General features: G+C 69.6%; 20 protein-coding genes. 3 read left to right on the plus strand and 17 right to left on the minus strand.

Going from position 1 to position 20207, the window contains the following annotated elements; all coding sequences use genetic code 11:
* Positions 1-12 precede the first annotated feature (12 nt).
* From ABDW61_RS13340 to flgB, 14 genes are all read right to left on the minus strand, one after another.
* Positions 13-621 carry a response regulator gene (locus tag ABDW61_RS13340; RefSeq protein WP_343639282.1) on the minus strand — a complete coding sequence of 203 codons (609 nt, stop codon included), beginning with the start codon at positions 619-621 and terminating at the stop codon, positions 13-15.
* A gap of 102 nt (positions 622-723) precedes the next feature.
* Positions 724-3249, minus strand: a complete 2526-nt coding sequence (locus ABDW61_RS13345; protein ID WP_343639283.1) for a PAS domain-containing protein — start codon at positions 3247-3249, stop codon at positions 724-726.
* Positions 3250-3297: 48 nt separating this feature from the next.
* Positions 3298-4443 carry an HDOD domain-containing protein gene (locus tag ABDW61_RS13350; protein WP_343639284.1) on the minus strand — a complete coding sequence of 382 codons (1146 nt, stop codon included), beginning with the start codon at positions 4441-4443 and terminating at the stop codon, positions 3298-3300.
* Positions 4444-4456: 13 nt separating this feature from the next.
* Positions 4457-5704, minus strand: a complete 1248-nt coding sequence (gene flgL, locus ABDW61_RS13355; RefSeq protein ID WP_343639285.1) for a flagellar hook-associated protein FlgL — start codon at positions 5702-5704, stop codon at positions 4457-4459.
* 46 nt (positions 5705-5750) lie between these two features.
* Positions 5751-7727, minus strand: a complete 1977-nt coding sequence (flgK, locus tag ABDW61_RS13360; RefSeq protein WP_343639286.1) for a flagellar hook-associated protein FlgK — start codon at positions 7725-7727, stop codon at positions 5751-5753.
* A 43-nt stretch (positions 7728-7770) separates the two neighbouring features.
* On the minus strand, positions 7771-8670 hold the full coding sequence (flgJ, locus tag ABDW61_RS13365) for a flagellar assembly peptidoglycan hydrolase FlgJ (RefSeq protein ID WP_343639288.1): 900 nt from the start codon (positions 8668-8670) through the stop codon (positions 7771-7773).
* Between the two features lies 1 nt (position 8671).
* Complete coding sequence (locus ABDW61_RS13370) at positions 8672-9745, minus strand: flagellar basal body P-ring protein FlgI (RefSeq protein ID WP_343639424.1); 1074 nt, start codon at positions 9743-9745, stop codon at positions 8672-8674.
* Positions 9746-9875: 130 nt separating this feature from the next.
* Positions 9876-10592 carry a flagellar basal body L-ring protein FlgH gene (locus ABDW61_RS13375; RefSeq protein WP_343639290.1) on the minus strand — a complete coding sequence of 239 codons (717 nt, stop codon included), beginning with the start codon at positions 10590-10592 and terminating at the stop codon, positions 9876-9878.
* 94 nt (positions 10593-10686) lie between these two features.
* On the minus strand, positions 10687-11469 hold the full coding sequence (gene flgG, locus ABDW61_RS13380) for a flagellar basal-body rod protein FlgG (RefSeq protein WP_343639292.1): 783 nt from the start codon (positions 11467-11469) through the stop codon (positions 10687-10689).
* A gap of 51 nt (positions 11470-11520) precedes the next feature.
* Positions 11521-12249 (minus strand): flagellar basal-body rod protein FlgF, encoded by a 729-nt coding sequence (gene flgF, locus ABDW61_RS13385; RefSeq protein ID WP_343639294.1) that lies wholly within the window; start codon positions 12247-12249, stop codon positions 11521-11523.
* 52 nt (positions 12250-12301) lie between these two features.
* Positions 12302-13705 (minus strand): flagellar hook protein FlgE, encoded by a 1404-nt coding sequence (flgE, locus tag ABDW61_RS13390; protein WP_343639296.1) that lies wholly within the window; start codon positions 13703-13705, stop codon positions 12302-12304.
* Positions 13706-13754: 49 nt separating this feature from the next.
* On the minus strand, positions 13755-14408 hold the full coding sequence (locus ABDW61_RS13395) for a flagellar hook capping FlgD N-terminal domain-containing protein (protein ID WP_343639297.1): 654 nt from the start codon (positions 14406-14408) through the stop codon (positions 13755-13757).
* 41 nt (positions 14409-14449) lie between these two features.
* Positions 14450-14866, minus strand: a complete 417-nt coding sequence (gene flgC, locus ABDW61_RS13400; RefSeq protein WP_343639298.1) for a flagellar basal body rod protein FlgC — start codon at positions 14864-14866, stop codon at positions 14450-14452.
* A 28-nt stretch (positions 14867-14894) separates the two neighbouring features.
* Positions 14895-15281 (minus strand): flagellar basal body rod protein FlgB, encoded by a 387-nt coding sequence (gene flgB / locus ABDW61_RS13405; protein ID WP_343639299.1) that lies wholly within the window; start codon positions 15279-15281, stop codon positions 14895-14897.
* A 163-nt stretch (positions 15282-15444) separates the two neighbouring features.
* On the opposite strand from flgB, the gene flgA reads away from it, so the two are divergent.
* From flgA to ABDW61_RS13420, 3 genes are all read left to right on the plus strand, one after another.
* Complete coding sequence (gene flgA, locus ABDW61_RS13410; RefSeq protein WP_343639301.1) at positions 15445-16260, plus strand: flagellar basal body P-ring formation chaperone FlgA; 816 nt, start codon at positions 15445-15447, stop codon at positions 16258-16260.
* Positions 16261-16380: 120 nt separating this feature from the next.
* The gene (flgM, locus tag ABDW61_RS13415) at positions 16381-16710 is read left to right on the plus strand and encodes a flagellar biosynthesis anti-sigma factor FlgM (protein WP_343639302.1); all 330 of its coding nucleotides are present in this window, start codon (positions 16381-16383) and stop codon (positions 16708-16710) included.
* 59 nt (positions 16711-16769) lie between these two features.
* Positions 16770-17159, plus strand: a complete 390-nt coding sequence (locus tag ABDW61_RS13420) for a hypothetical protein (RefSeq protein ID WP_343639303.1) — start codon at positions 16770-16772, stop codon at positions 17157-17159.
* 83 nt (positions 17160-17242) lie between these two features.
* On the opposite strand, the gene ABDW61_RS13425 is transcribed toward ABDW61_RS13420, so the two are convergent.
* The 3 genes from ABDW61_RS13425 to ABDW61_RS13435 are packed head-to-tail and all read right to left on the minus strand — an operon-like array spanning position 17243 to position 20197.
* Positions 17243-17683: a DUF1841 family protein gene (locus ABDW61_RS13425; protein WP_343639304.1), complete on the minus strand. Its 441-nt coding sequence runs from the start codon at positions 17681-17683 to the stop codon at positions 17243-17245.
* 25 nt (positions 17684-17708) lie between these two features.
* Positions 17709-19577, minus strand: a complete 1869-nt coding sequence (gene kefC / locus ABDW61_RS13430) for a glutathione-regulated potassium-efflux system protein KefC (protein ID WP_343639306.1) — start codon at positions 19575-19577, stop codon at positions 17709-17711.
* Positions 19577-20197: an NAD(P)H-dependent oxidoreductase gene (locus ABDW61_RS13435; RefSeq protein WP_343639307.1), complete on the minus strand. Its 621-nt coding sequence runs from the start codon at positions 20195-20197 to the stop codon at positions 19577-19579. Before ABDW61_RS13435 ends, kefC begins: the two co-directional genes overlap by 1 nt.
* Positions 20198-20207 lie beyond the last annotated feature (10 nt).

A 20207-nucleotide genomic window follows, 5' to 3' on the forward strand; every position in this document is an offset into this window, starting at 1 on the left:
CGGGCGAGCGCTTCAGCCGCCGAGCGCGAGCTGCTCGACCGCCTCGACGACGCGGCGGGCCTGTTCCCCGAGATCGATCTTCTGCTCCGCGGCCATGCGTTCCAGGCGCGACAGCGCCTGCGCGCGCGTGAGCGAGTAGCGGTGCATGAGCACGCCCAGGGCCATGGCTTCGAGCATGCCGAGCGAGGCGGCCGCCTCGGCGACGGGCGCGGCGGGCGGCGCGGGCGCGGCGGCGGGCCGGTTGGCGAAGGCGGCCTCGACGGCGGGGACGATCTGGTGGATGTCCAGCGGCTTGACCAGATAGGCCAGGGCGCCGAGTTCCTTGACCTTGGCGACGGTGGCCTCGTCGGCGAAGGCGGACAGGAACATGAAGGGGATCTGCAGGTAGTCGCGCAGGTAGCCGGCGACGTCGAAGCCGGTCATGCCTTCCATGCGGATGTCGAGCAGCGCGAGGTCGGGGCGGTGCTGGCGGGCGATGAGGATGGCGTCGTCGCCGTTGTCGGCGTCGAGCACGTCATAGCCGGCCTGGGCCAGGCCGTGGGTCAGGGTGGCGAGCACCAGCCGGTCGTCGTCCACGACCAGGATGCGGCCCTTGCCGCTCGCGCCGCCGTCCTTGCTCACGCTATCCACGCTGCTCCCGAATCCAAGGCTCCCCGGAGGGTGACCGCGGATTGTCACCGAAATGCCGCGTGCGCAGGCGCAGGGCGGCAGGGTTTCGGGTGGTCACAAGGCCTCGAGCAACTGCACCCCCGGCGGCCACAGGCTGAGCTCGCACACGACCTGCTCGCCCTCCTGCGTCAGCCCGAGCAGCGCGCTGCGGCGCGGCAGCAGCGCCCGCACCAGTCCCAGGCCCGATACCCCGCCGCGCACCTGCGCCAGGTCGAAACCCGCCGGCAACTGCCCCTGGTTGAGGATGCGCAGCAGCACCTGCTCCGGATCGAAACGCAGCTCGCAGCGCACCGGCGCCTGGCCGCCATGCTTGAGCGCGTTGGTGAAGAGCTCGTTGAGCGTCAGCGCGATCGGGATCGCCTCGGCCTCCGGCAGGCCCCAGCGGTGCGACTGCTCGGCCATCGCGCCGTCGACCTCGACCAGGATCTCGCGCCCGAACATCCGCTGCACCGAGCCCATCACCGCCTCGACCACCTTGCGCAGCCGCAGCGGCCCCGACATGCCCACCTGCAGCCCGTAGACCTGCGCGATCGCCTGCACCTGGCCCACCGCCTCGTTGATCACGCCGCGCACCTCGGGCCGCCGCGCCGCGATCTGCTGCAGCAGACCCGCCACGCCCTGCAGGTTGTTCTTGATCCGGTGATGGACCTCGCGCACCAGCAGCTCGCGCTGCGCGATCGCGGCCTCCAGGCGCGCCGCCTCCTGCGCGCGCTGCTGCGTCACGTCGCTGGCGACCATCAGCAACTGCTCCGGCTCGAGCTCGCCGCTGGCATCGTTGACGCCCGCCAGGTGCAGCAGCCGCACGTCCCAGATCCGCGCCTGGCCGCGCACCGTCAACCGGTACTCGCGTTGCAGCACCTCGGTGCTCTGGAGCGCGAACTCCATGTCCGCGCGGATCGTCTCCACCTCCTGGCCGGCGCCGAACAGCGCTTCCAGGCTCGCGCCCAGAAGCTCTTCCTCGGGCCGGCCGGCCAGCGCGGCCGCCGCCTGGTTGATCTGCCGCACCTGCAGCGTGCGCGCGTCGTGCAGGCTGATGGCGATCGGCGCGGCTTCGATGATGCGGTGCAGCGAGGCCTGCGCCTGCAGGCTCTGCGCCTCGGCCTGGCGGCGGCGCTCGATGTCCAGCAGCGCGTAGGTGAGCTGGCGCGCGCCGTCCGGCCCCACCGTCGCCACCGCGTTGCCCACCACCCAGAACTCGCGGCCGTCGCGCGCCACGACCCGGCATTCGAAGGTCTCCGCCTGCCCTTCGGGCAGGTCGTCGAGGTAATGCGTCTGCCGGAACGGATGGTCCGGCGCGTCGGTCGCGACGCTGCTGATGGGCTGGCCGGCGAATTCGGGCAGGTCGCCGCCGAACATGCGGCGCGCGGACCGGTTCATCCATTCGATGCCCTCGCGGCCCACCGTCACGATGCCCACCAGCACCGAGTCCAGCACCGCGCGCTCGCGCTCCGTCTGCAGTTGCAGCGAGTGCTGCAGCAGCTCGTTGCGTTCCTGCGCCTGCTGGTGGTCGGTGATGTCGACGGTCAGCACCGAGGTCGTCTTCTGGCCCGAGGCGAGCTGGCCGATCTCGACCCGGGTCATCAGCCAGCGCAGGCCATGCTCGGGATGCCGCACCGCGTAGCGCGCCACCGCCGGCACGGCCTGCTTGAGCGCGAGTTGAAGCTTCTCGTACTCGGCGCGCGAGTCGGGCTCGACCATGTCGCGGTTGACGCCCTGCAGCGCGGGTGCGGGCTTGAGGCCGTCGGCGGCGGAGGCGGCGCTCGCGGGCGTGCCGTCGACGCCGGGCCGCGACCATCCGGCCTCGGGCTGGAAGGTCGCCAGGCCCACGCCCGCCGTGTCCATCAAGGTCTGCAGCTGCTGCTGCGCGAGCTCCAGGTCCTGCTCGGCGCTGCGGTCCTCGAGCATCACCAGTGTGCGCGGCCGCGTCCATGGGCCGCTGAGCCGCCGCGCGCGAACGCGGATCCAGCGGCGGCGGTCGCCCGGCGGCGCGAGCAGCGCGTTGCGCTGCGATTCCTGGCCGGATTCAGGGGCCTTTGCGTGCAGCAGCTCGCGCCACTCGGGCGGCAGCTCGTGCAGGCTGATCGGCATCTGCGGGTTCAGGCGGCGGCACAGCGCCGAGAACGCGGCGTTGAAGCGCAGCAGCAGGCCCTGGTCGTCGTGCATCAGCGCGGGCAGGGGGCACAGGTCCAGCCACTGGTCGATCTCGGATTGCATCCGGTCGGCGCGCTCGCGGGCGGCGAGCTCGGGGCTGTGGTCCTGCAGCAGCGCCAGGCCGAGGCCGCCTTCCAGCGGGTGCACCCAGGAATGCAGCAGGTGCTCGCGGCCCTGATCGTCGACGAGGCGGAGTTCCTGCGCCTTGCCGCTGGGGAGCAGGCGCTCGCCCTGGAGCGAGACCTCGCCCATCAGGGACTGCAGACGCGCGTTGGCGAGCAAGACCTGGCCCTTGGCGTCGAGCACGAAGGCCGGCCAGGATCCATCCCACAGGCCGGCGAGCAGGCCGGGCAACTCGAGCCCGCGTGCCGTCAGCAAGGCGCGCAGCGCGTCGAGATCAGGAGAGGCAAGGGGGAGTTGGGGCGACACGCCGCGAGTGTATGAGGCTGGGCGTGTCCCGGTCGCCGCACCTGGCGTTCACTCGAGCTGAGCGGCCTTTTCCAGCGCGCGCAGCACCGCGTGGTTGACTTCGTCGGGGCCGAGCATCAGCGAGTCCAGTGCATCGCGCACATCCAGGCCCGATTCGTTCTCGATCGCCTGCACCAGCTGCAGGTAGCCGTGATACGGCCCGGTCTTGTCGACCAGCGCCTGACGCACCCGCTCCGGCACCGGGATCGACTGCAGCAGCTTGTCGAAGGGCTGTTTCAGCATGTGGTCCAGCAGCGAGAACAGGCCGCAGATGAACATCTCGTCCCGGACCTCCGAGTCCGACATGCCCTTGGCCAGCTCTTCCATCACCAGGCCGCGGCGCAGCGCGCCGAACATCACCGGGCGCATCGCGTGGTCCTTGCTCGCCGTGGCCAGCAGCAGCGCCAGCCAGCGGCGCAGCCGCGCGTAGCCCAGCAGCATGATGGCGTGCCGGAAGGACGACACTTCCACCGACAGGCCGAAGGCCGCCGAATTCATGTAACGCAGCAGCTTGAACGCCAGGCTCGGGTCCCGCTTGAGCGTCTGCTCCAGCCGCTCGACATCCTCGCCCTGGTCGACGCGCGACATCAGCTCCACGATCACCTGCAGATCCGCCTGCGCGTCATTGCGCGCCACCGGCGCGGCCGGGGCCTCGAACTCGCCATGCACCGTCCAGCCCAGCACGCCGGCCGCGCCGGCGTCCAGCGCCTGCTTGAAATCCGCCGCGCTGCGCGCGCCCGACACCAGCACCGACTTGCCGGCCGGCAGCGGCCCGCCGCTCAGGTCCTGCAGGTCCAGCACCACCTGCTTGAAGCCGGCCGCGTCGGAGCGGCCCTTCAGCAGCGCGCCGCGCGCCTGCGCCTGGGCCGCGACTTCCGCGTCCGACAGCAGGAAGGCCGGCACCTCGATCTTCATGTTGCCCGGCAGCGCCGTCGCCAGCAGCCCCTTGAGCAGACCCTCGTGCGCCACGTTCAGCAGCACCGGCTTGGCGGGGAAGGCATCGGCCAGCGCCGCCAGCAACTCGCCCGCGGCCGGGGTCCCCTCCGGGCGAAGGGCGAATACCGTGACGCGGGTGGCCTCGATCTCGAGGGACTTGGAAACCAGGGGCGCGTACCCCAGGGCCACTTGGCCCAGCACGGCGTGTGTCGAGTTCATGCAGATCGGCGCATCAGGAGTTGATGTACTGGAACAGCGACATGCGCTGCACCATCGAGTAGGTCTTCAGCGCCGCATCGTAGCCCGTCTGCTGGTTCTGGAAATCGGAAATGCCCTGCGTCATGTCCAGATCCTCTGCGGCAGATTGCTCAGCCTGGTTGTAAACCTTCAGCGTCTGCAGCCGCGATTCCGATCCGTCCAGATTGTTCATCTGCTCGCCGACCTGGCTGCGCACATTGGTCAGGTTGCCCACCACCGCGTCCAGGTCGCGCAGGTTCATCAGGTTGTCCTGCGTGATCTCGGGGCCGGTGCGGCCGGTCTTCTTCAGCGATTCGATGGTGCGGTCCAGCACGTCGAAGACCTTCAGGTCGGCCGTCGACGGCTTGACCGTGAAGGTGTCGCCATCGGACGGCGCGCCGGCCACCGTCATGGCCATGCCGGCGAACTTGATGGTGTTGCCGGCGGCGTAGTTGTCGCTCGCGACCGGGACATGGCCTTGCGATTCATTGAAGACCGTATACGTCTGCGACGGCGCCGCGCCGCTGATGACGATGCTGTAGCTGTCGCCGGTGACCTGCGCCGGGTCGGTGACGCGGCCCGAGTCGATGTAGCCGGTCGAGGCCTTGCCCGTCAGCGCGTTGGGCGCCGGTCCGGTCACGAAGGTGCCGTTGCCCGAGCGCGCCTGCTCCCAGGCCATGCGGCCGTCGACGCTGAGCGGGTAGTTCTCCAGGTTGCCGGTGGTGACGTTGCCCGAGACGCCCTCGAAACCGACCCCGCCGCCCACGCGGTTGCCCGACGCGTCGCGCTGCACCGGGTTGTCCAGGAAGGGCACGCCCGAGGTGCCCTGGCCCGAGAACAGGTAGCCGCCCGCGCCGTCGCCGCGGTTGGCGATCGCCAGCAACTGGTCGCGCAGTCCCTGGATCTTGGTCGCCAGGCCCTGGCGCTCCGGATCGCTGTAGCTGGCGTTGCCGGCGGCCACCAGGGTCTCGCGGATCTGCTGCATGAGCTCGTTGGCGTCGCCCAGCGCGCTCTCGGCCAGCGTCATGCTGTTGCGGCTGGCGTCCAGCGCGCGCTGGCTGGCATCGACCTGGCCGATCGAGGTGCGCGCGCGTTCGGCCCGCGCCGCGCCGGTCGGGTCGTCGCTGGCCTTGTTGACGCGCTTGCCGGTGGTCAGGCGCTGCTGCGCGTCCTGCATCTCCTGCTGGCGGCGCTGCAGCGTCGAGATGCTGGCGTCGAACATGTTGGCGGTGGAGAGTCGCATGGCTCGGTCCCTCGGGGTTCAGATGGTCGGCAGCGCACGGGCGCGCTCAGCGCGACACGATGCTCAGCAATTGATCGAACAGGCTCTGCGCGGTCTGCAGCATCTTGGCGGAGGCCTGGTAGGCCTGCTGGAACTGCATCAGCCGCGCGGCTTCCTCGTCCAGGTTGACGCCGGCCTGGCTGGAGCGCGTCGTCTCGGCGTCGGAGGCGACCGAGGTCGAGACCTGCGCCAGGTAGTCCGCGCCCTGCACGCGCGAGCCGATGTCGGCCATCGACGCGGCGTAGGCCTCGTTGACGGTCTGGCCGCGCGTGAGCGTGCCGTTGGCCTGCAGCTGCTTGCCGACGAAGGGCTCGCTCTGCAGCGCCACGAAGGCCTTGGCGTTGCCGTTGTTGGTCGAGACCACCGCGTCCGAGACCTGCATCGCGATCTTGTCGCCCTCGCGCGGCACGCCGTTGAGCCGCAGCTCGAAGCCCAGGTCCACGCCGCCCGCCGGATCGTTGCCGATCGCGGTGCCGGCCTTCCAGACGCCGCTGACGCTGGTGTTGTCCGACAGCGTGATCGTGTAGTTGATGCTGTTGTCGGCGTTGACGGTGCCGAACTGCACCGTCGCCGGCTGCTTGCTCTTGTCGAACTTCTCGTTGACGGCGTACAGCGAATCGACGGTCGCCGTGCCCTTGTTGTTGACGTCGGCGGTGGCCACGATCGGCGCCGCGGCGGCCAGGCCGCTGGGGTCGTCCATCGCGCGCTTGAAGCTGCCTGCCGCGCCGGCCACCGGCTCCAGCAGGAAGCTGTCGCCCTGCTGCATGGTGCCGGTCATCGACAGGCTGACGCCGTAGGCCTGCTTGATCTGGTCGTTGCTCATGATCGTGGGCTGGCCGCCGGGGCGCACCGCGATCTGGTAGCTGTCGGGCGTGCCGGTCGGATCCGGCGTGACGGTGAAGGACAGCGCCGGCACCAGCGAGCCGTCGGTGACGGTGGCCGTGAGCTTGGCGTCGCCGCGGTTGGTCGAGGCGGGCAGCACGTTCGGATCGGCGATCGTGAACAGCGGGCCGCCGGCCTGCGCCTTCAGGTCGATGCCCAGCTTCTGCTGCTCGTTGATGCGGGTGGCCACGGCGGTCGCCATCTGGCCCAGCAGGTTGCGGGCGTCCTGCAGGTGCGTGTTCTGGTAGCGCAGCAGCGCCGTCAGCGAGCCGCCGGTCAGCGTGCTCTCGTCGAGCGCGCGCGTGCCGGCCGTGTCGCTGATCGAGAGCTGCCCGCGCGCGCCGTCATAGGGATCGGGCGTGACCGAGAGCTGCTGCGCCTGGCCGCCCAGCACCAGCACCTGGCCGCCGCCGATGAAGACACCGGTGGTGCCGTCACGGCTGTTGGGCACGGTGGTGACCTGCACGTACTGGCTGAGCTGCGAGATCAGCTGGTCGCGCTTGTCGAGCAGGTCGTTGGGCGTGTGGCTGCTGCCGGCCGAGCGCGCGATCTGGTCGTTGGCCGCGGCGATCTGCTTGGCCAGCTCGTTGACCTGCTTGACGTCGGCGTTCATGTCGCTGACGACACCCGACTGCAGGTCGGCCAGCTGCTGGCCGGCGCTCTGGAAGCGCGAGGCCAGCGCCTGCGCCTTGCCCAGCACCACCTGCCGCGCGGACGGGTCGGCCGGGCGGCTGGCCACGTCGACCAGCGCGTTCAGGAAGTCGTTGGCCGACTGGCCCAGGCCGTCCGAGCCGGTCGGGAACAGCTTCTCCAGCTGCCCGAGCTGGGCCTGCATGGTCGTGTCCATGAAGGCCTGCGACTTGGCGGCCGCGGCCTCGCGGGTCAGGAACTCGTTGTGGGAGCGGGTCACCGTCTCCACGTTGACGCCCTTGCCGAAGTAGCCCGCGCCGGTGAACTGGCCTTCCGGCGTCGTCAGCACCACCTCCTGGCGCGAATAGCCCGGCGTGTTGGCGTTGGCGATGTTCTGGCCGATGGTCTGCAGCGCCGCCTGGTTGGCGAACATGGCGCGCATGCCCAGCGACAGCAGCGGTGAGGTGCTCATGGGGGTCTCCTCGGTCCTTCGGCGTCAGCCCGTCGCCGCGCGATCAGGCCAGCGCGCGCTGCACGCGCATCGTGGTGTTGATCGTGCGCGCGAGCTTGGTCGCGTACTCGGGGTCGGTGGCGTAGCCGGCCTTCTGCAGGCCCTTGGCGAAGCCTTCGGCGCTGCCGGTGTTGGCCTTGGCCACGACATCGCGGTAGCGGTCGTTGCCGCTGATCAGCTTGGCGTAGTCCTTGAACGCCTCTTCATAGCTGCCGTAGGCGCGGAACTTGGCCATCACGCGCATCGGCTTGCCGTCGACGTATTCGGTGGTGGGCACCTCGGCGACCTTGCCCGTCCAGCTGCCGCCGGCCTTGATGCCGAAGACGTTGAAGCTGGTCGAGCCGTCCTTGTTCATGATCTCGCGCTTGCCCCAGCCGGACTCGTGCGCGGCCTGCGCGATCATGAAGCTGGCCGGGATGCCGGTGGAGGCCTGCGCGGCCTTGGCGGCGCCGTCGTGCTTGAGGATGAAATCCTGCACGTGCGGCTGCACGTTCTTGACCGCCAGCGCCGGCAACTGCTGGACCTTGGTGGCGTCCTTGGCACTGGGGAGCTCGCCGTCCTTGACGCCGAGCTGGCGCTGCAGGTGGCGCTCGATCGCCTGCGACAGGCCGCCGGGCAGGCCGGTCATCTTCGCCGCGTACTGCTGGTCCAGCATCTCGCCGCCCATCTGCGTCGCCGAGTTGTCCATCATGCCGCTGCTCATCGTGGCCTGGCGCATGCTCTTCATCACTTCCTGCATGAAGAGCGCCTCGAACTGGCGCGCGGTCTCCTTGACCGCGGCCTTGGGGTCGCGCGAGGCGGTCGACTTCAGCTGCTCGACGGAGCGCGTGTCCGAGGACAGTCCATTGCTGCCGAAGTTCGCCCCCATGCCGAGGGCGGTGCCGAGTGGGGTGGAGAGGGCCATGTCAGATCACCTCGAGCTCGGCGTTCAGGGCGCCGGCGCTCTTCATCGCCTGGAGGATCGCCAGCAGGTCCTGAGGCGTGGCGCCCAGCGTGTTCAGCGCCTTGACCACGTCATTGAGCCGCGCGCCGGCCGGCAGCTGGATCAGCGAGCCAGGGTCCTGCTTGATCGAGATGTCGGTCTTCTGCGTGACCGTGGTCTGGCCGCCTGACAGCGCATTGGGCTGGCTGACCTGCGGGGTGCTGGAGATGGTCACCGCCAGGTTGCCGTGCGCGACCGCGCAGGGCTGCAGCGTGACCGCCTGGTTCATGACGACCGAGCCGGTGCGGGCGTTGATCACGACGCGGGCGGCCGGGATCTCCTGGTCGAAGGCCAGGTTCTCCATGTCGGCCAGGAAGGCGACGCGGGCGTCCGGCGCCAGCGGCGCGCGCACGCGGATGACGCGGCCGTCCACCGCCATCGCGGTGCCTTCGCCCTTGGACTTGTTGATGGCCTTGGCGACGGCGCGCGCGGTGCCGAAATCGGAGCTGTTGAGGTCCAGTTGCAGCCACTCGTTCTGCTGCAGCGGCGTGGGCACGCTGCGCTCGACGAGCGCGCCGCCGGGGATGCGCCCTGCGCTCAGGTGGTTGATCTGGACCTTGGAGCCGCCCGCCGAGGCGCCCGCGCCGCCCACGATCAGGTTGCCCTGGGCGATCGCGTAGACCTGGCCGTCGGCGCCGCGCAGCGGCGTGGCGATCAGCGTGCCGCCGCGCAGGCTTTTGGCGTTGCCCATCGAGGAGACGACGACGTCCAGCGGCTGGCCGGGTTGCGCGAAGGGGGGAAGCTGGGCGGTGATCATGACCGCCGCGACATTGCGCGGTTGCATGGTCACGCCGGGCGGCAGCAGCACGCCGAATTGCTGCAGCATGGCCGTCATGCTCTGGCCCGTGAAGGGCGCCTGGGTGGTCTGGTCGCCGGTGCCGTCCAGGCCCACCACCAGGCCGTAGCCGGTCAGCGGGTTGGAACGCACGCCCTGCACGGCCGCGACCTCCTTGATGCGCGTGGCCTGCGCCGGCGTCGCCACCGACAGCAGGGCCATCAGCGCGAGCAGGCCAGGGGCCAGCAGGCGCAGGGCGCCTTCAGAGCTGCGGGAGAGGAAGCGGGGGAAGGTGGAGGGGTACATCTCGGTCACACGGTTGCCAGACTCGTGTGACCGATTGTGGGGAAACTTAAATGGGCGAAAGGTTCAAGAAGAAGCGGGATAGCCAGCCAATTCCATGGGCGTCGGCCACGGCGCCGCGGCCGCGCTGCTCGACCCGCACGTTGGCGATCGCCGTCGACGGGACGGTGTTGCCCTGGCGGATGGACTGCGGGTCGACCTGGCCGTAGAAGCGCAGCACGTCGACGTTGTTGTTCACCCCGACCTGCTTCTCGCCCGAGATCAGCAGGTGGCCGTTGGGCAGCACGCCGGTGACCACCGCGGTGATCGTCCCGGAGAAGTCGTTGGTGTTCTCGTTCGTGCCCTTGCCGGTGTTCTTGTTGGACGAGGTGCCCGCCACCTCCGCCCGCCCGTTGGCGAACGAATTCGGGCTGAAGCCCGGGATCGCGGTCACGCCGGCGCCGATGGCGCCGGTCTTGTCCAGTTCGCTGCTCGACTTCTGCGAGGCGCTGACCTTCTCGGTGATCTGCACGGTGACGATGTCGCCGACCAGGCGGGCGCGGTGATCCTCGAACAGCGGGCGGTAGTTGGCGTTCTGGTAGATCGCGCCGTTGTTGGCGGAGGCCGGGATCGGCTCGGGCATCTTCACGACCGGCGCGGGCTGCATGTCCACGCGCGGCTGCGGGTACATCGTGCCGCAGGCGCTGAGAACCAGCGCGGCGGCGGGAACACTGAGCCGGCTCGCCAGACGGGCAAGCGCTCGGGAAGAAGACGGGATCGATTGCATGACAACTCCTTGGATCGCGGACAACGGCGCGGGCCCTCGCATGGTCGCCGGGGCGGCCGTCGCCCGGTCGCTCGATCAGCAGGGCTCAGGCGGGTCAGATCTGCGACAGCTTCTGGAGCATCTGGTCGGTGGTCTGAATCGCCTTGGAATTCATTTCGTAGGCGCGCTGGGTCTGGATCATCTGCACGAGTTCCTCGACCACGTTGACGTTCGAGGTTTCGACGAAGCCCTGCTGCACCGTGCCCAGGCTGTTGGTGCCGGGGGCGCCGGTCTGCGGCGTGCCGGAGGCCACGGTCTCGGCGTACAGGTTGCCGCCCAGCGACTCCAGGCCCGGCGGGTTGATGAAGTTGGCCAGCTGCAGCTGGCCCAGCGTGGTGGGCGTGGCGCTGGCGGCGGTGGTGACGCTGACCGTGCCGTCCGCGCCGATGGTCAGCGACTTGGCGTCGGCCGGCACGATGATGCCGGGCAGCACCGTGTTGCCGTTGTTGGTGACGATCTGGCCGTTGGGGTCGAGCTGGAAGCTGCCGTCACGGGTGTACGCGGTGGTGCCGTCCGGCATCTGGACCTGGAAGAAGCCGTTGCCCTTGACGGCCACGTCCAGGTTGTTGGACGTCTGCGTCAGGCTGCCCTGCGAGTGGCTGCGCGAGGTCGCCACCGCGCGCGCGCCCAGCCCGACCTGCATGCCGGTGGGCAGCGTGGTCTGCTCGGTGTTGTTGGCGCCGGGCTGGCGCAGCGTCTGGTACATCAGGTCCTCGAAGACGGCGTGCGACTTCTTGTAGCCGTTGGTCGAGACGTTGGCGAGGTTGTGGGAAATGACGTCCAGCTGGGTCTGCTGGGCTTCCATGCCGGTCTTGGCGGTCCAGAGCGAACGAAGCATCGGGGACTCCTGATTCCTGTGCGGTGCGGGCGGATCCGTTCAGCGAACGGATCAGCTGTCGGACAGCAGCTTGGAGGCTGCCTGGCCGTGGGTCTGGGCGATCGAGAGCAGCTTCATCTGCTGCTCGAACTGGCGGGCGGCGGCGATCATGCCGACCATGGTCTCGACCGGGCTCACGTTGGAGCCCTCGAGCGCGCCCGACTGCAGCCGGGCATTGGGATCGGCGGGCAGCGGGTCGCCGCCGTCGGCGATGAACAGGCCGTCATCGCGCCGGGTGAAGCGGCCGTCCTCGGTCACCAGCTTGATCTTGCCGATGTTGACCGGGCGCTGGCCGTCGGCCTTGGCCACCACGGTGCCGTCGTCGCCGATCGAGATCGTCGAGTTGGGCGGCACCGTGATCGTGCCGCCGTCGCCCAGCACCTGCAGGCCGTTGCGCAGCCTCAGCACTCCGTCCTGGTCGACGTCCATCGAGCCAGCGCGGGTGTAGGCCTCGGTGCCATCCAGCGCCTGCACCGCCATCCACGCCTTGCCCTTCATGGCCACGTCCAGGTTGCGGTCGGTGGTCGACACCGGGCCCGCCGACAGGTCGTGGCCGGTGGTCGTCTCCAGCGCGAAGGCGCGGGTGGTGGCGCCGTCGCCGCGGATGGGCACCGCGCGGAAGGCCTGCAGCTCGGCCCGGAAGCCGTTGCTGTTGGCGTTGGCCAGGTTGTTGGAGAGCACGTCCTGGCGCGACATCGCCGCCTGGGCGCCGCTCATCGACAGGTAGATCATGCGGTCCATGGGAGGTCCTCAGCGCGGGGCGGAAACAGCGGGGGCGGTGCTCATGCCGGCGTCAGCGCAGGTTGACCAGCGTCTGCAGGACCTGGTCCTGCGTCTTGATGGTCTGCGCGTTGGCCTGGTAGACGCGCTGCGCGGTCACCATGTTCACGAGCTCGGAGGTCAGGTCGACGTTGGATTCCTCCAGCGCGCCCGGGGTCAGCGAACCCAGGTTGCCGTCGCCCGGCACGCCCACGACCGGATCGCCCGAGGCGTTGGTGCGCGCCCACAGGTTGCCGCCCAGCGGCTGCAGGCCCTGCGGATTGCGAAAGTTCGCCAGCTCGACCTGGCCGGCCGGCTTGGATTCGCCGTTCGAGTAGCGGGCGGTGACGATGCCGTTGTCCTCGATCTTGATGCCCACCAGCTGGCCCGGCGCGTAGCCGTCCTGCTTCAGGTCGGTGACGGCGAAGTTGGAGCCGTTCTCGGTGGCCGAGCGCAGGTCCAGCTTGATGCCCTGCACCGACGGATCGGACGGGTCGGCGGGCGGCGAGGGGATGGGCAGCGTCGGGGCGCCCTGCGAGTTCACGCCGGCGGGGATCTTCAGGTTCAGGAATTCGCTCGGGCCGGGCGAGACGGGCTTGCCGCCGGTGGGCAGGAAGGTCATCTGCGTGAACGGCGTCAGCGGATTGCCCGAGGGCTTGCCGTCGTCGGTCTCGATCGGGTTGCCCTTGGAGTCGAACTGCACCGCCGAGCCGTTGGCCGTCAGGTAGACGTTCCAGACGGTGTTGCCGTTGGCGTCGTCGTTGTTGGCGCGCTGGTAGTACATGGTCAGCGCGATCGGCTGGCCCTTGGCGTCGTAGACGGTCATCGACGTGGCGTTGTTGTACGTCGTCGGGTCGTTCAGCGTCAGGCCGGTCTTGTCGATCTTGGCCGAGTTCGGGTCCGCCGGATCGGTCAGGTCGTAGGCGGCGGTCGGGCCGGCGCGGGAGTCCAGGTTGAACTCCATGTTGATGTTGCCGGTGGTCTTGGGGTCGATGCCGCCGGTGGGCAGCTTCAGCGCCTGGGCCAGGCCGGGCTGGATCACGCCGTTGGCATCGGCGGGGTAACCCTGCAGCTTGAGCTGGCTGTTGTTGACGATGAAGCCGTCCTTGTCGACCTTGAACTGGCCGTTGCGGGTGTAGGTCGTGGGGTTCTTGCCGTCGCTGACCTGGAAGAAGCCCGCGCCGTTGACGGCCAGATCCATCGGGTTCTCGGTGATCGAGATGTTGCCCTGCGTGAACTGCTGGGCCACGGTCTGGATCTGCACCCCGATGCCGATCTGGTTGGTGCCCGCGCCGTTCAGCGCCGAGGCGTACAGGTCCGCGAACTCGGCCCGCGACGACTTCGCGCCGTAGGTCTGCGCGTTGGCGATGTTGTTGCCGATGACCTCCAGGTTCTTGCTGGAGGCGTTCAGTCCGGAGAGGCCTTGTTGGAAGCTCATGGGGATGTCCTTGGGCGGTTCGGTCGGGGGCGGTTGGGAGATGCCGGGATCAGCCCAGCGCGCGGACCTTGTCGTAGTCGACCAGGCCGGAATTCTTCAGATCGAGTTGCAGCGTCGCGCCGGTGGTGTTCACGGCGCGCACCGTGTCGCGCATCAGCGTCGTGGCGGTGACGGCGTTGCCGGACTTGGTCGCGGTGACGCGGAAGGTCAGGTTGGCGGTTTCGCTCGCCTTGGAGGCATCCCAGGTGTAGCTCTGGCTGCCGCCCTTCATCTTGCCCAGGTCCTGCGTCGAGATCACCGCGCCGGCGCCGTTGAGCACCTCCAGCTTGACGGTGTCGGCGGCGTCGGCCAGGTCGAAGTTCATCGTCGCCTTGCCGTCGGCCACCGTGACCTTGTTGCCGGGGACGGTGACGTCGCGGCCGACCAGGCTGACGCTCTGCAGCGCCTGCATCTGCTGGAACTGGCTGGACAGGCTCTGGATGCTGTTGTTCAGCGTTCCGACGCCGGTCACCGTCTGGATCTGCGCGAGCTGGGTCGTGACCTGCGCGTTGTCCATCGGGTTCATCGGGTCCTGGTTCTGCATCTGCGCCACCAGCAGCTTCAGGAAGCGGTCCTGGGTGTCGGCGGCGCCGCTGCTCTGGGCGGCCGAGCTCGTCGAGGTCTTGTTGGTGCTCGAGTTGACGTTCAGCGAGGTGTAGTCCATGACGGGCCTTCCGGTCGGTTCGTTCTATGAAGCGCCGGGCCTCAGCCCTGGCCCATCTGCAAAGTCTTGAGCAGCAGCGACTTGGCGGTGCCCATGACCTCGAGGTTGTTCTGGTACGAGCGCGAGGCCGAGATCATGTTGACCATCTCCTCCACGCTGTTGACGTTGCTGTAGGTGACGTAGCCGTCGGCGTCGGCCAGTTGATGGCTGGGGTCGTGGACGCGGCGGCCCGGGGTCTGGTTCTCCTGCACGCCCACCACCTGCACGCCGACGTCGGTCTGGTCGGTGCCGTTCTGCGCCAGCACGCTCTGGAACACCACCTGGCGCGCCTTGTAGGCCTGGCCGTCGGGGCCGGCCACGGTGTCGGCGTTGGCCATGTTGCTGGCGACCGCGTTCAGGCGCTGGCTCTGCGCGCTCACCGCGCTGCCGCTGATATGGAAGATGCTGAACATCGACATGACGGGCTCCTTGATTCAGCGCGCGGCGTCAGGCGGCGTTGGGCGACTTCATCGCATCCAGCATGGTGCGGATGGAGCCGTTCAGGAAACGCAGCGAGGCCTCGTACTTCACCGTGTTGTCGGCGAAGCTGGCGCGCTCGCGGTCCATGTCGACGGTGTTGCTGTCCATGCTGGTCATGGCGCTGAGGCTGCTCTGCAGCGCGCTTTGGGTGCGCTGCGTGAGGGTCTGGTTGGAATCGGTCCCGGCGGCGGGGGAGGTCGCCGCGCGCAGCGCCTTGGCGAAATCCATGTCCTTGGACTGGTAGCCCGGGGTGTCGGCGTTGGCGATGTTGCTGGCGAGCAGGCGCTGACGCTCGGCCCGCAGGGTCAGCGCCTGGGCCTGGAAATTCATCGCGTCGGTCAGTCTGTTCATCATGGCGATCTCCTTCGGGGACCGGTCCGGCGGGCGGGAGCCACGGCCGTTTGTTCACGTTCGGGCATTGTGGGCAGCGGCCCGGAAAACATGAGCGCGATAAGACGGGTGATCCGGGCGCATTTCCAAGCCAATGGCGCGGCCTGGATCCGTACAGTTGCGCCTCATGCCGACAAGCTGCCCCCACTCTCATGCCGGTGCCCCGCTGGCGCTGCCCGCCCTGCTGGCGGGCGCGCTGCTGGCCGTGTGGATGATGTTCGGGTGGCTGGACGTGGCGCAGGCGCAGACCGTTCAGGTCGCAGCCGCCTCGCAGACGTCGACGGGCGAACCCAATGGCTCCGGGCTGGGCGCGCTCGACGCGACGCTGGAGGACCGGCTGCAGACGCTGGCCATGGCTGGCGCGCGCCAGGTGGCGCCGAATCAGGCCCGCGTCGAGGTGGAACTGGGCCGGCTGGACCCGCGCCTGCGCCTGGCGCCCTGCGCGCAGATCCAGCCTTATCTGCCGCCTGGATCGAAGATGTGGGGCCGCACGCGGCTGGGCCTGCGCTGCCTGGCCGGCGTGACGAAGTGGAATGTCACGCTGCCGCTGACGATCAAGGTCTACGGACCGGCCTATGTCGCGGCATCTGACCTTCCTGCGGGCACGGTCCTGACTCAAGATCACCTGCGTCTGGCCGAAGTCGATATTGCCGGCGAGGCCGGCGCCATCTATACACAAGCGGACGGCTGGGTCGGACGCCATCTGGCCAAGCCGGTCGCGGCCGGCGAGGCCCTGCGCTCCGCCGACCTGAAGCTGCGCCAATGGGTGCAGCCGGGCGACCGGGTGCAGGTCATGGCGACCGGGGACGGCTATGCCATCGCCGGCGAAGGCCAGGCGATGGGCGTCGGGCTGGAAGGCCAGGATGTCCGGGTGCGCTTCGACAATGGCCGCATGGTCACCGGGCGTACGATCGGTGAACGTCGCGTGGAGGTGGTACTGTGAGCACTGTTTTCGCGCGATCTGTCGAATTTGTGAAGCGCGCCCCTCAAGTTCCGCCCAGGCGGGTCGATAAGCCCGTTATTGGAAGGGGTCCGGCAGTCCACGGGCCCATGGAGATTTGCCATGAAGATCGGTAACAACGCTGACCTGAACGCCTACTCGAAAGTGGGCGGCACTGCTTCGGGCGCCGTCGACGGCGGCTCGAAGGCCGCCAAGCCGGGCGGCGCCAAGGCCTCGGAGGCCGCCGGCGCCACCGTCGAGCTGTCGAGCACGGCGAGCAGCCTGATTTCGGGCACCACGTCCGATGACGGCAGCTTCGACGCGGAAAAGGTGGCGCGCATCGCCAGCGCGATCGAGAAGGGCGAGTTCAAGATCAACGCCGACGCGATCGCCGACAAGCTGATCGCCAACGCGAGCGAGATGCTCGGCCGGGCCCAGCAGTCGTCGCACTGACGCTCGATCGCAAGAATCTCAGCTGACGCGCCCACACCCAACGGTTTTCCGGTGATGCCATGACTGCCACGCCCCTGACCACGACCGCCGCCGACCTGGAGCAACCGCTGCAGGACGTCGAAAGCTGCCTCAACCTGCTGGGCGAGGCGCTGCATCGGCGCGATTCGCAGGCGATCGAACTGCACGCCGCGGCGCTGCACGCCGCGCTGGCGCGGGCGATCGAGCAGTTCAGCGCGGCCGCGCGCACCGGTTCGGTGCCGGCGGTGCTGCGGACCCGGCTGATGCAGGCGGGCGGCCGCGTCGCCGCGCAGCGCGAGTCGCTGGCCCGCGCCACCGCGGCGCTGGACCGGGCCATCGACGTGCTGATGCCCGGCGAGCCGTCGGGCCTGTACGGCGCCTCCGGCAAGAACGAGCGCAAGTCGGCGCTGGGCGGATCGATCCAGGCCTGAGCCGGATCCCCTCCCGAAAGAAGAAGGCCACGCGATGCGTGGCCTTTTTCATGGCCTGGACCGTCCCGGCGGCGCGAGCGGCCTCAGACCGGCGTGCGCGTCGCCTTGCGCCGCAGGCAATCCAGGTAGGCGTGACCGTCCGGCGGCAGGCCGCTGCGCTGCGAGCTCCAGATCATCTCGCCCAGGCATTCCATCGCCTCGTGATGCGCCTCGTGCAGCGACTGCCGGCGCGCCGCCAGCAGGTCCAGCGCCTGGCGCACGCCGGTGGGCTGGTCGATCTGATGCTGCTCGATCAGGCTCAGGTGCATCGACAGATGCAGGAACGGATTGGTGCGGCCGTCCTCCACCGTGTAGACGGCCGCCAGCGCCGCGTCCTCGTCGGCGAGCTCGTCGTGATACTCCGGATGCTGCGTGATCCAGTCCGAGGCGATCGCCTCCATCGGCGTGAGCGGCAGCCCGTCGCGCTGCTTGCGGTAGGTCTGGCAGAAGAAGCGCCGGACCTCGAGTTGGGAAGGGGCAAACATAGGGGCGCGATTGTCGCCGGGGCGCTCAGGCCTTGCCCGGCTGGGGCTGATCGGACGGAACGGGCGCCGACCCGGGCGCCTGGTGAGGCTCCTGCCAGGGCTGGGTCCTGCGGCCGTCCGCCAGTTCCCGGCGCTCCGCTGCCAGCCGCTCCTCCAGCTGTTCGCGGCCGCGCTTGGACATCGCGATCAGCGTGTCCAGGTCGCCGCGGTGTGGTCGCATTTCCTCGGTCTGCTCGACGGTATGACGCCGGAAGCGCCACGCCATCTGCCGCGCCGCGTGGCGCTCCCAGCCGAGCTGCTCCAGCACGGAGCGCGCGCTCATCAGCGCCGAGTCCAGCGTCTCGCGCTCGATCAGTTCCACGCCGAGTTCGCGCAGCGCGTAGTAGTGCTGCACGTTGCGCGCCCGCGCGACGATGGTCAGGTGCGGGAAGTGCTGGCGCGCGATCTCGGCGATCTTGACGCTGTGGTTGAAGTCGTCCACCGCGAGCACCAGCACATGGGCGCGCTCGGCGCCGGCGATGCGCAGCAGCTCCAGCCGCGTCGCGTCGCCCCAGAACACCCGCCAGCCGAAGCGCCGCAGCGACTCGACCGTGTCGGCGTCGTGGTCCAGCACCGTGGCCGGGATGCCGTTGGCGAACAGCATCCGCCCGATGATCTGCCCGTAGCGGCCGAAGCCCGCGATGATCACCGCGGATTCCTGCTGCTCCTTGAGCTCGTGCGGCGAGCGGCGCTCCACCTGCCCGGCGCGCCGCTGCGCCCAGGCCAGCAGCGCCGGGGTCAGCGCCAGCGACAGCGCCACCGCCGCCACCAGCACCGAGCGCTGCGCGGCGTCGAGCAGCGTGGCCTGCTCCGCCAACTGGAACACGACGAAGCCGAATTCACCGCCCTGGGCCAGCAGGATCACGAAGACCGCGCGCTCCGGCCTGGGCAGACCCATCAGCCGGCCCAGCACCGCCAGCACCACGCCCTTGCACAGCCACAGCGCCGCCAGCAGGCCGAGCACGGCGAAGGGCTTGTGCCACAGCACGCTCAGGTCCAGGCCCATGCCCACCGCGATGAAGAACATGCCCAGCAGCAGTCCTTTGAAGGGCTCCAGGTCGGCCTCGAGGGCGCGGCGGTATTCGCTCTCGGCCAGCAGCACGCCGGCCGCGAACGCGCCCAGCGCCATCGACAGTCCCACCTTCTGCATCAGCATCGCCGCGGCCAGCACCAGCAGCAGCGAGGCGGCAGTGAAGATCTCCGGCGTGCCGCTGCGCGCGATCCAGCGCAGCAGCGGACGCAGCAGCAGGCGCCCGCCGAGCACGATCAGCACCAGCGCGCCCAGCGCCAGCCAGATCCGTCCGCCCGAGTGGCCGCCGGCGGGCCGCCCCTGGCTGGCCAGGATGGGCACCAGCGCCAGCACCGGGATGGCGGCGATGTCCTGCAGCAGCGCCACGCTGATGACGCTCTGGCCGGCGCGGGTGTTGCCCAGGTTCTTCTCGCTGAGCGTGGCCAGCGCCACCGCCGTGGACGACATCGCCAGGCCCAGCGCCGCGATCACCGCGGCGTGCCAGTCGGCGTCGAGGAAGAACGAGGGGATCAGCAGCAGCGCCGCGCAGCCCAGCATCTGCGCCGAGCCCCAGCCGAAGATCGGCCGGCGCATCGCCCACAGCCGCTTGGGCTCGAGCTCCAGGCCGACCAGGAACATCATCAGCACGACGCCGAATTCACCGACCTCCAGCACCGTCGCGGGCTGGCTGATCAGGCCCAGCACCTGCGGCCCGAGCAGCACGCCGGCCACCAGGTAGCCCAGGATCGAGCCCAGCTTCAGTCCGCGGGCGAGCGGCACCGCCAGCACCGCCGCGGCCAGCAGCACGAGGGGCGTCAGCAGCCAGTTGCCATGAGAGGCTTCCATCAGACCGGCGCTCCTTCCTCGCGCACCGGGCGCTCGTCGTCGGGGACCGCCTCCTGGGCGGGCTCGGGCTGGCGCTCGCACCACTCGGGCAGCGCGCGCAGGCCTTCGAGGAAGGCCTGGGCATGGGCCTGGACCTGCTCGGCCGAGGCCTTCTGCGCGCCATGCAGCACCAGCGGCGGCAGGAAGCGCATGCCGCACAGCGCGGCGGTCTGCGCGTAGGGCAGCAGGAAATCGCCGACCGGATGGCGGTTGTAGCCGCCGGGGCTGTAGGAGTGCGCGCTGCCGCCGGTCGAGGTGACCAGCCACAGGTCCTTGCCGTGCAGCGCGTGCCCGGTCTGGCCGTAGGCGAAGCCCACGCTCAGCACCTCGTCGACCCACAGCTTCATCAGCGCCGGCATGCCGTACCAGTGCATCGGATGCAGCCACACCAGCAGTTCGGCGTCGCGCAGCGCCTCCTGCTCCGCGTGGGTGTCGATCGCGTAATCGGGATAGAGCGCGTAGAGGTCGCGCACGCGGACGTTGGGCGTCCCGTGGGCGGCGGACAGCATCGCCCGCGTGACGCGGGAATGCGCAAGGTCCGGATGCGCGGACAGGATCAGGATGGACGGGGGAGCGCTCATGGCGGCGGAT

The organism is Roseateles sp. (genome assembly GCF_039595595.1).
Classification (GTDB): domain Bacteria; phylum Pseudomonadota; class Gammaproteobacteria; order Burkholderiales; family Burkholderiaceae_C; genus Roseateles.

Coding starts and splice junctions, on each gene's coding strand:
- ABDW61_RS13350 (WP_343639284.1), bottom strand. CDS start 4,443: ATGAACTCGACACACGCCGTGCTGGGCCAAGTGGCCCTGGGGTACGCG.
- flgL (WP_343639285.1), bottom strand. CDS start 5,704: ATGCGACTCTCCACCGCCAACATGTTCGACGCCAGCATCTCGACGCTG.
- flgK (WP_343639286.1), bottom strand. CDS start 7,727: ATGAGCACCTCACCGCTGCTGTCGCTGGGCATGCGCGCCATGTTCGCC.
- flgJ (WP_343639288.1), bottom strand. CDS start 8,670: ATGGCCCTCTCCACCCCACTCGGCACCGCCCTCGGCATGGGGGCGAAC.
- ABDW61_RS13370 (WP_343639424.1), bottom strand. CDS start 9,745: ATGGCCCTGCTGTCGGTGGCGACGCCGGCGCAGGCCACGCGCATCAAG.
- ABDW61_RS13375 (WP_343639290.1), bottom strand. CDS start 10,592: ATGCAATCGATCCCGTCTTCTTCCCGAGCGCTTGCCCGTCTGGCGAGC.
- flgG (WP_343639292.1), bottom strand. CDS start 11,469: ATGCTTCGTTCGCTCTGGACCGCCAAGACCGGCATGGAAGCCCAGCAG.
- flgF (WP_343639294.1), bottom strand. CDS start 12,249: ATGGACCGCATGATCTACCTGTCGATGAGCGGCGCCCAGGCGGCGATG.
- flgE (WP_343639296.1), bottom strand. CDS start 13,705: ATGAGCTTCCAACAAGGCCTCTCCGGACTGAACGCCTCCAGCAAGAAC.
- ABDW61_RS13395 (WP_343639297.1), bottom strand. CDS start 14,408: ATGGACTACACCTCGCTGAACGTCAACTCGAGCACCAACAAGACCTCG.
- flgC (WP_343639298.1), bottom strand. CDS start 14,866: ATGTCGATGTTCAGCATCTTCCATATCAGCGGCAGCGCGGTGAGCGCG.
- flgB (WP_343639299.1), bottom strand. CDS start 15,281: ATGATGAACAGACTGACCGACGCGATGAATTTCCAGGCCCAGGCGCTG.
- flgA (WP_343639301.1), top strand. CDS start 15,445: ATGCCGACAAGCTGCCCCCACTCTCATGCCGGTGCCCCGCTGGCGCTG.
- flgM (WP_343639302.1), top strand. CDS start 16,381: ATGAAGATCGGTAACAACGCTGACCTGAACGCCTACTCGAAAGTGGGC.
- ABDW61_RS13420 (WP_343639303.1), top strand. CDS start 16,770: ATGACTGCCACGCCCCTGACCACGACCGCCGCCGACCTGGAGCAACCG.
- ABDW61_RS13425 (WP_343639304.1), bottom strand. CDS start 17,683: ATGTTTGCCCCTTCCCAACTCGAGGTCCGGCGCTTCTTCTGCCAGACC.
- kefC (WP_343639306.1), bottom strand. CDS start 19,577: ATGGAAGCCTCTCATGGCAACTGGCTGCTGACGCCCCTCGTGCTGCTG.
- ABDW61_RS13435 (WP_343639307.1), bottom strand. CDS start 20,197: ATGAGCGCTCCCCCGTCCATCCTGATCCTGTCCGCGCATCCGGACCTT.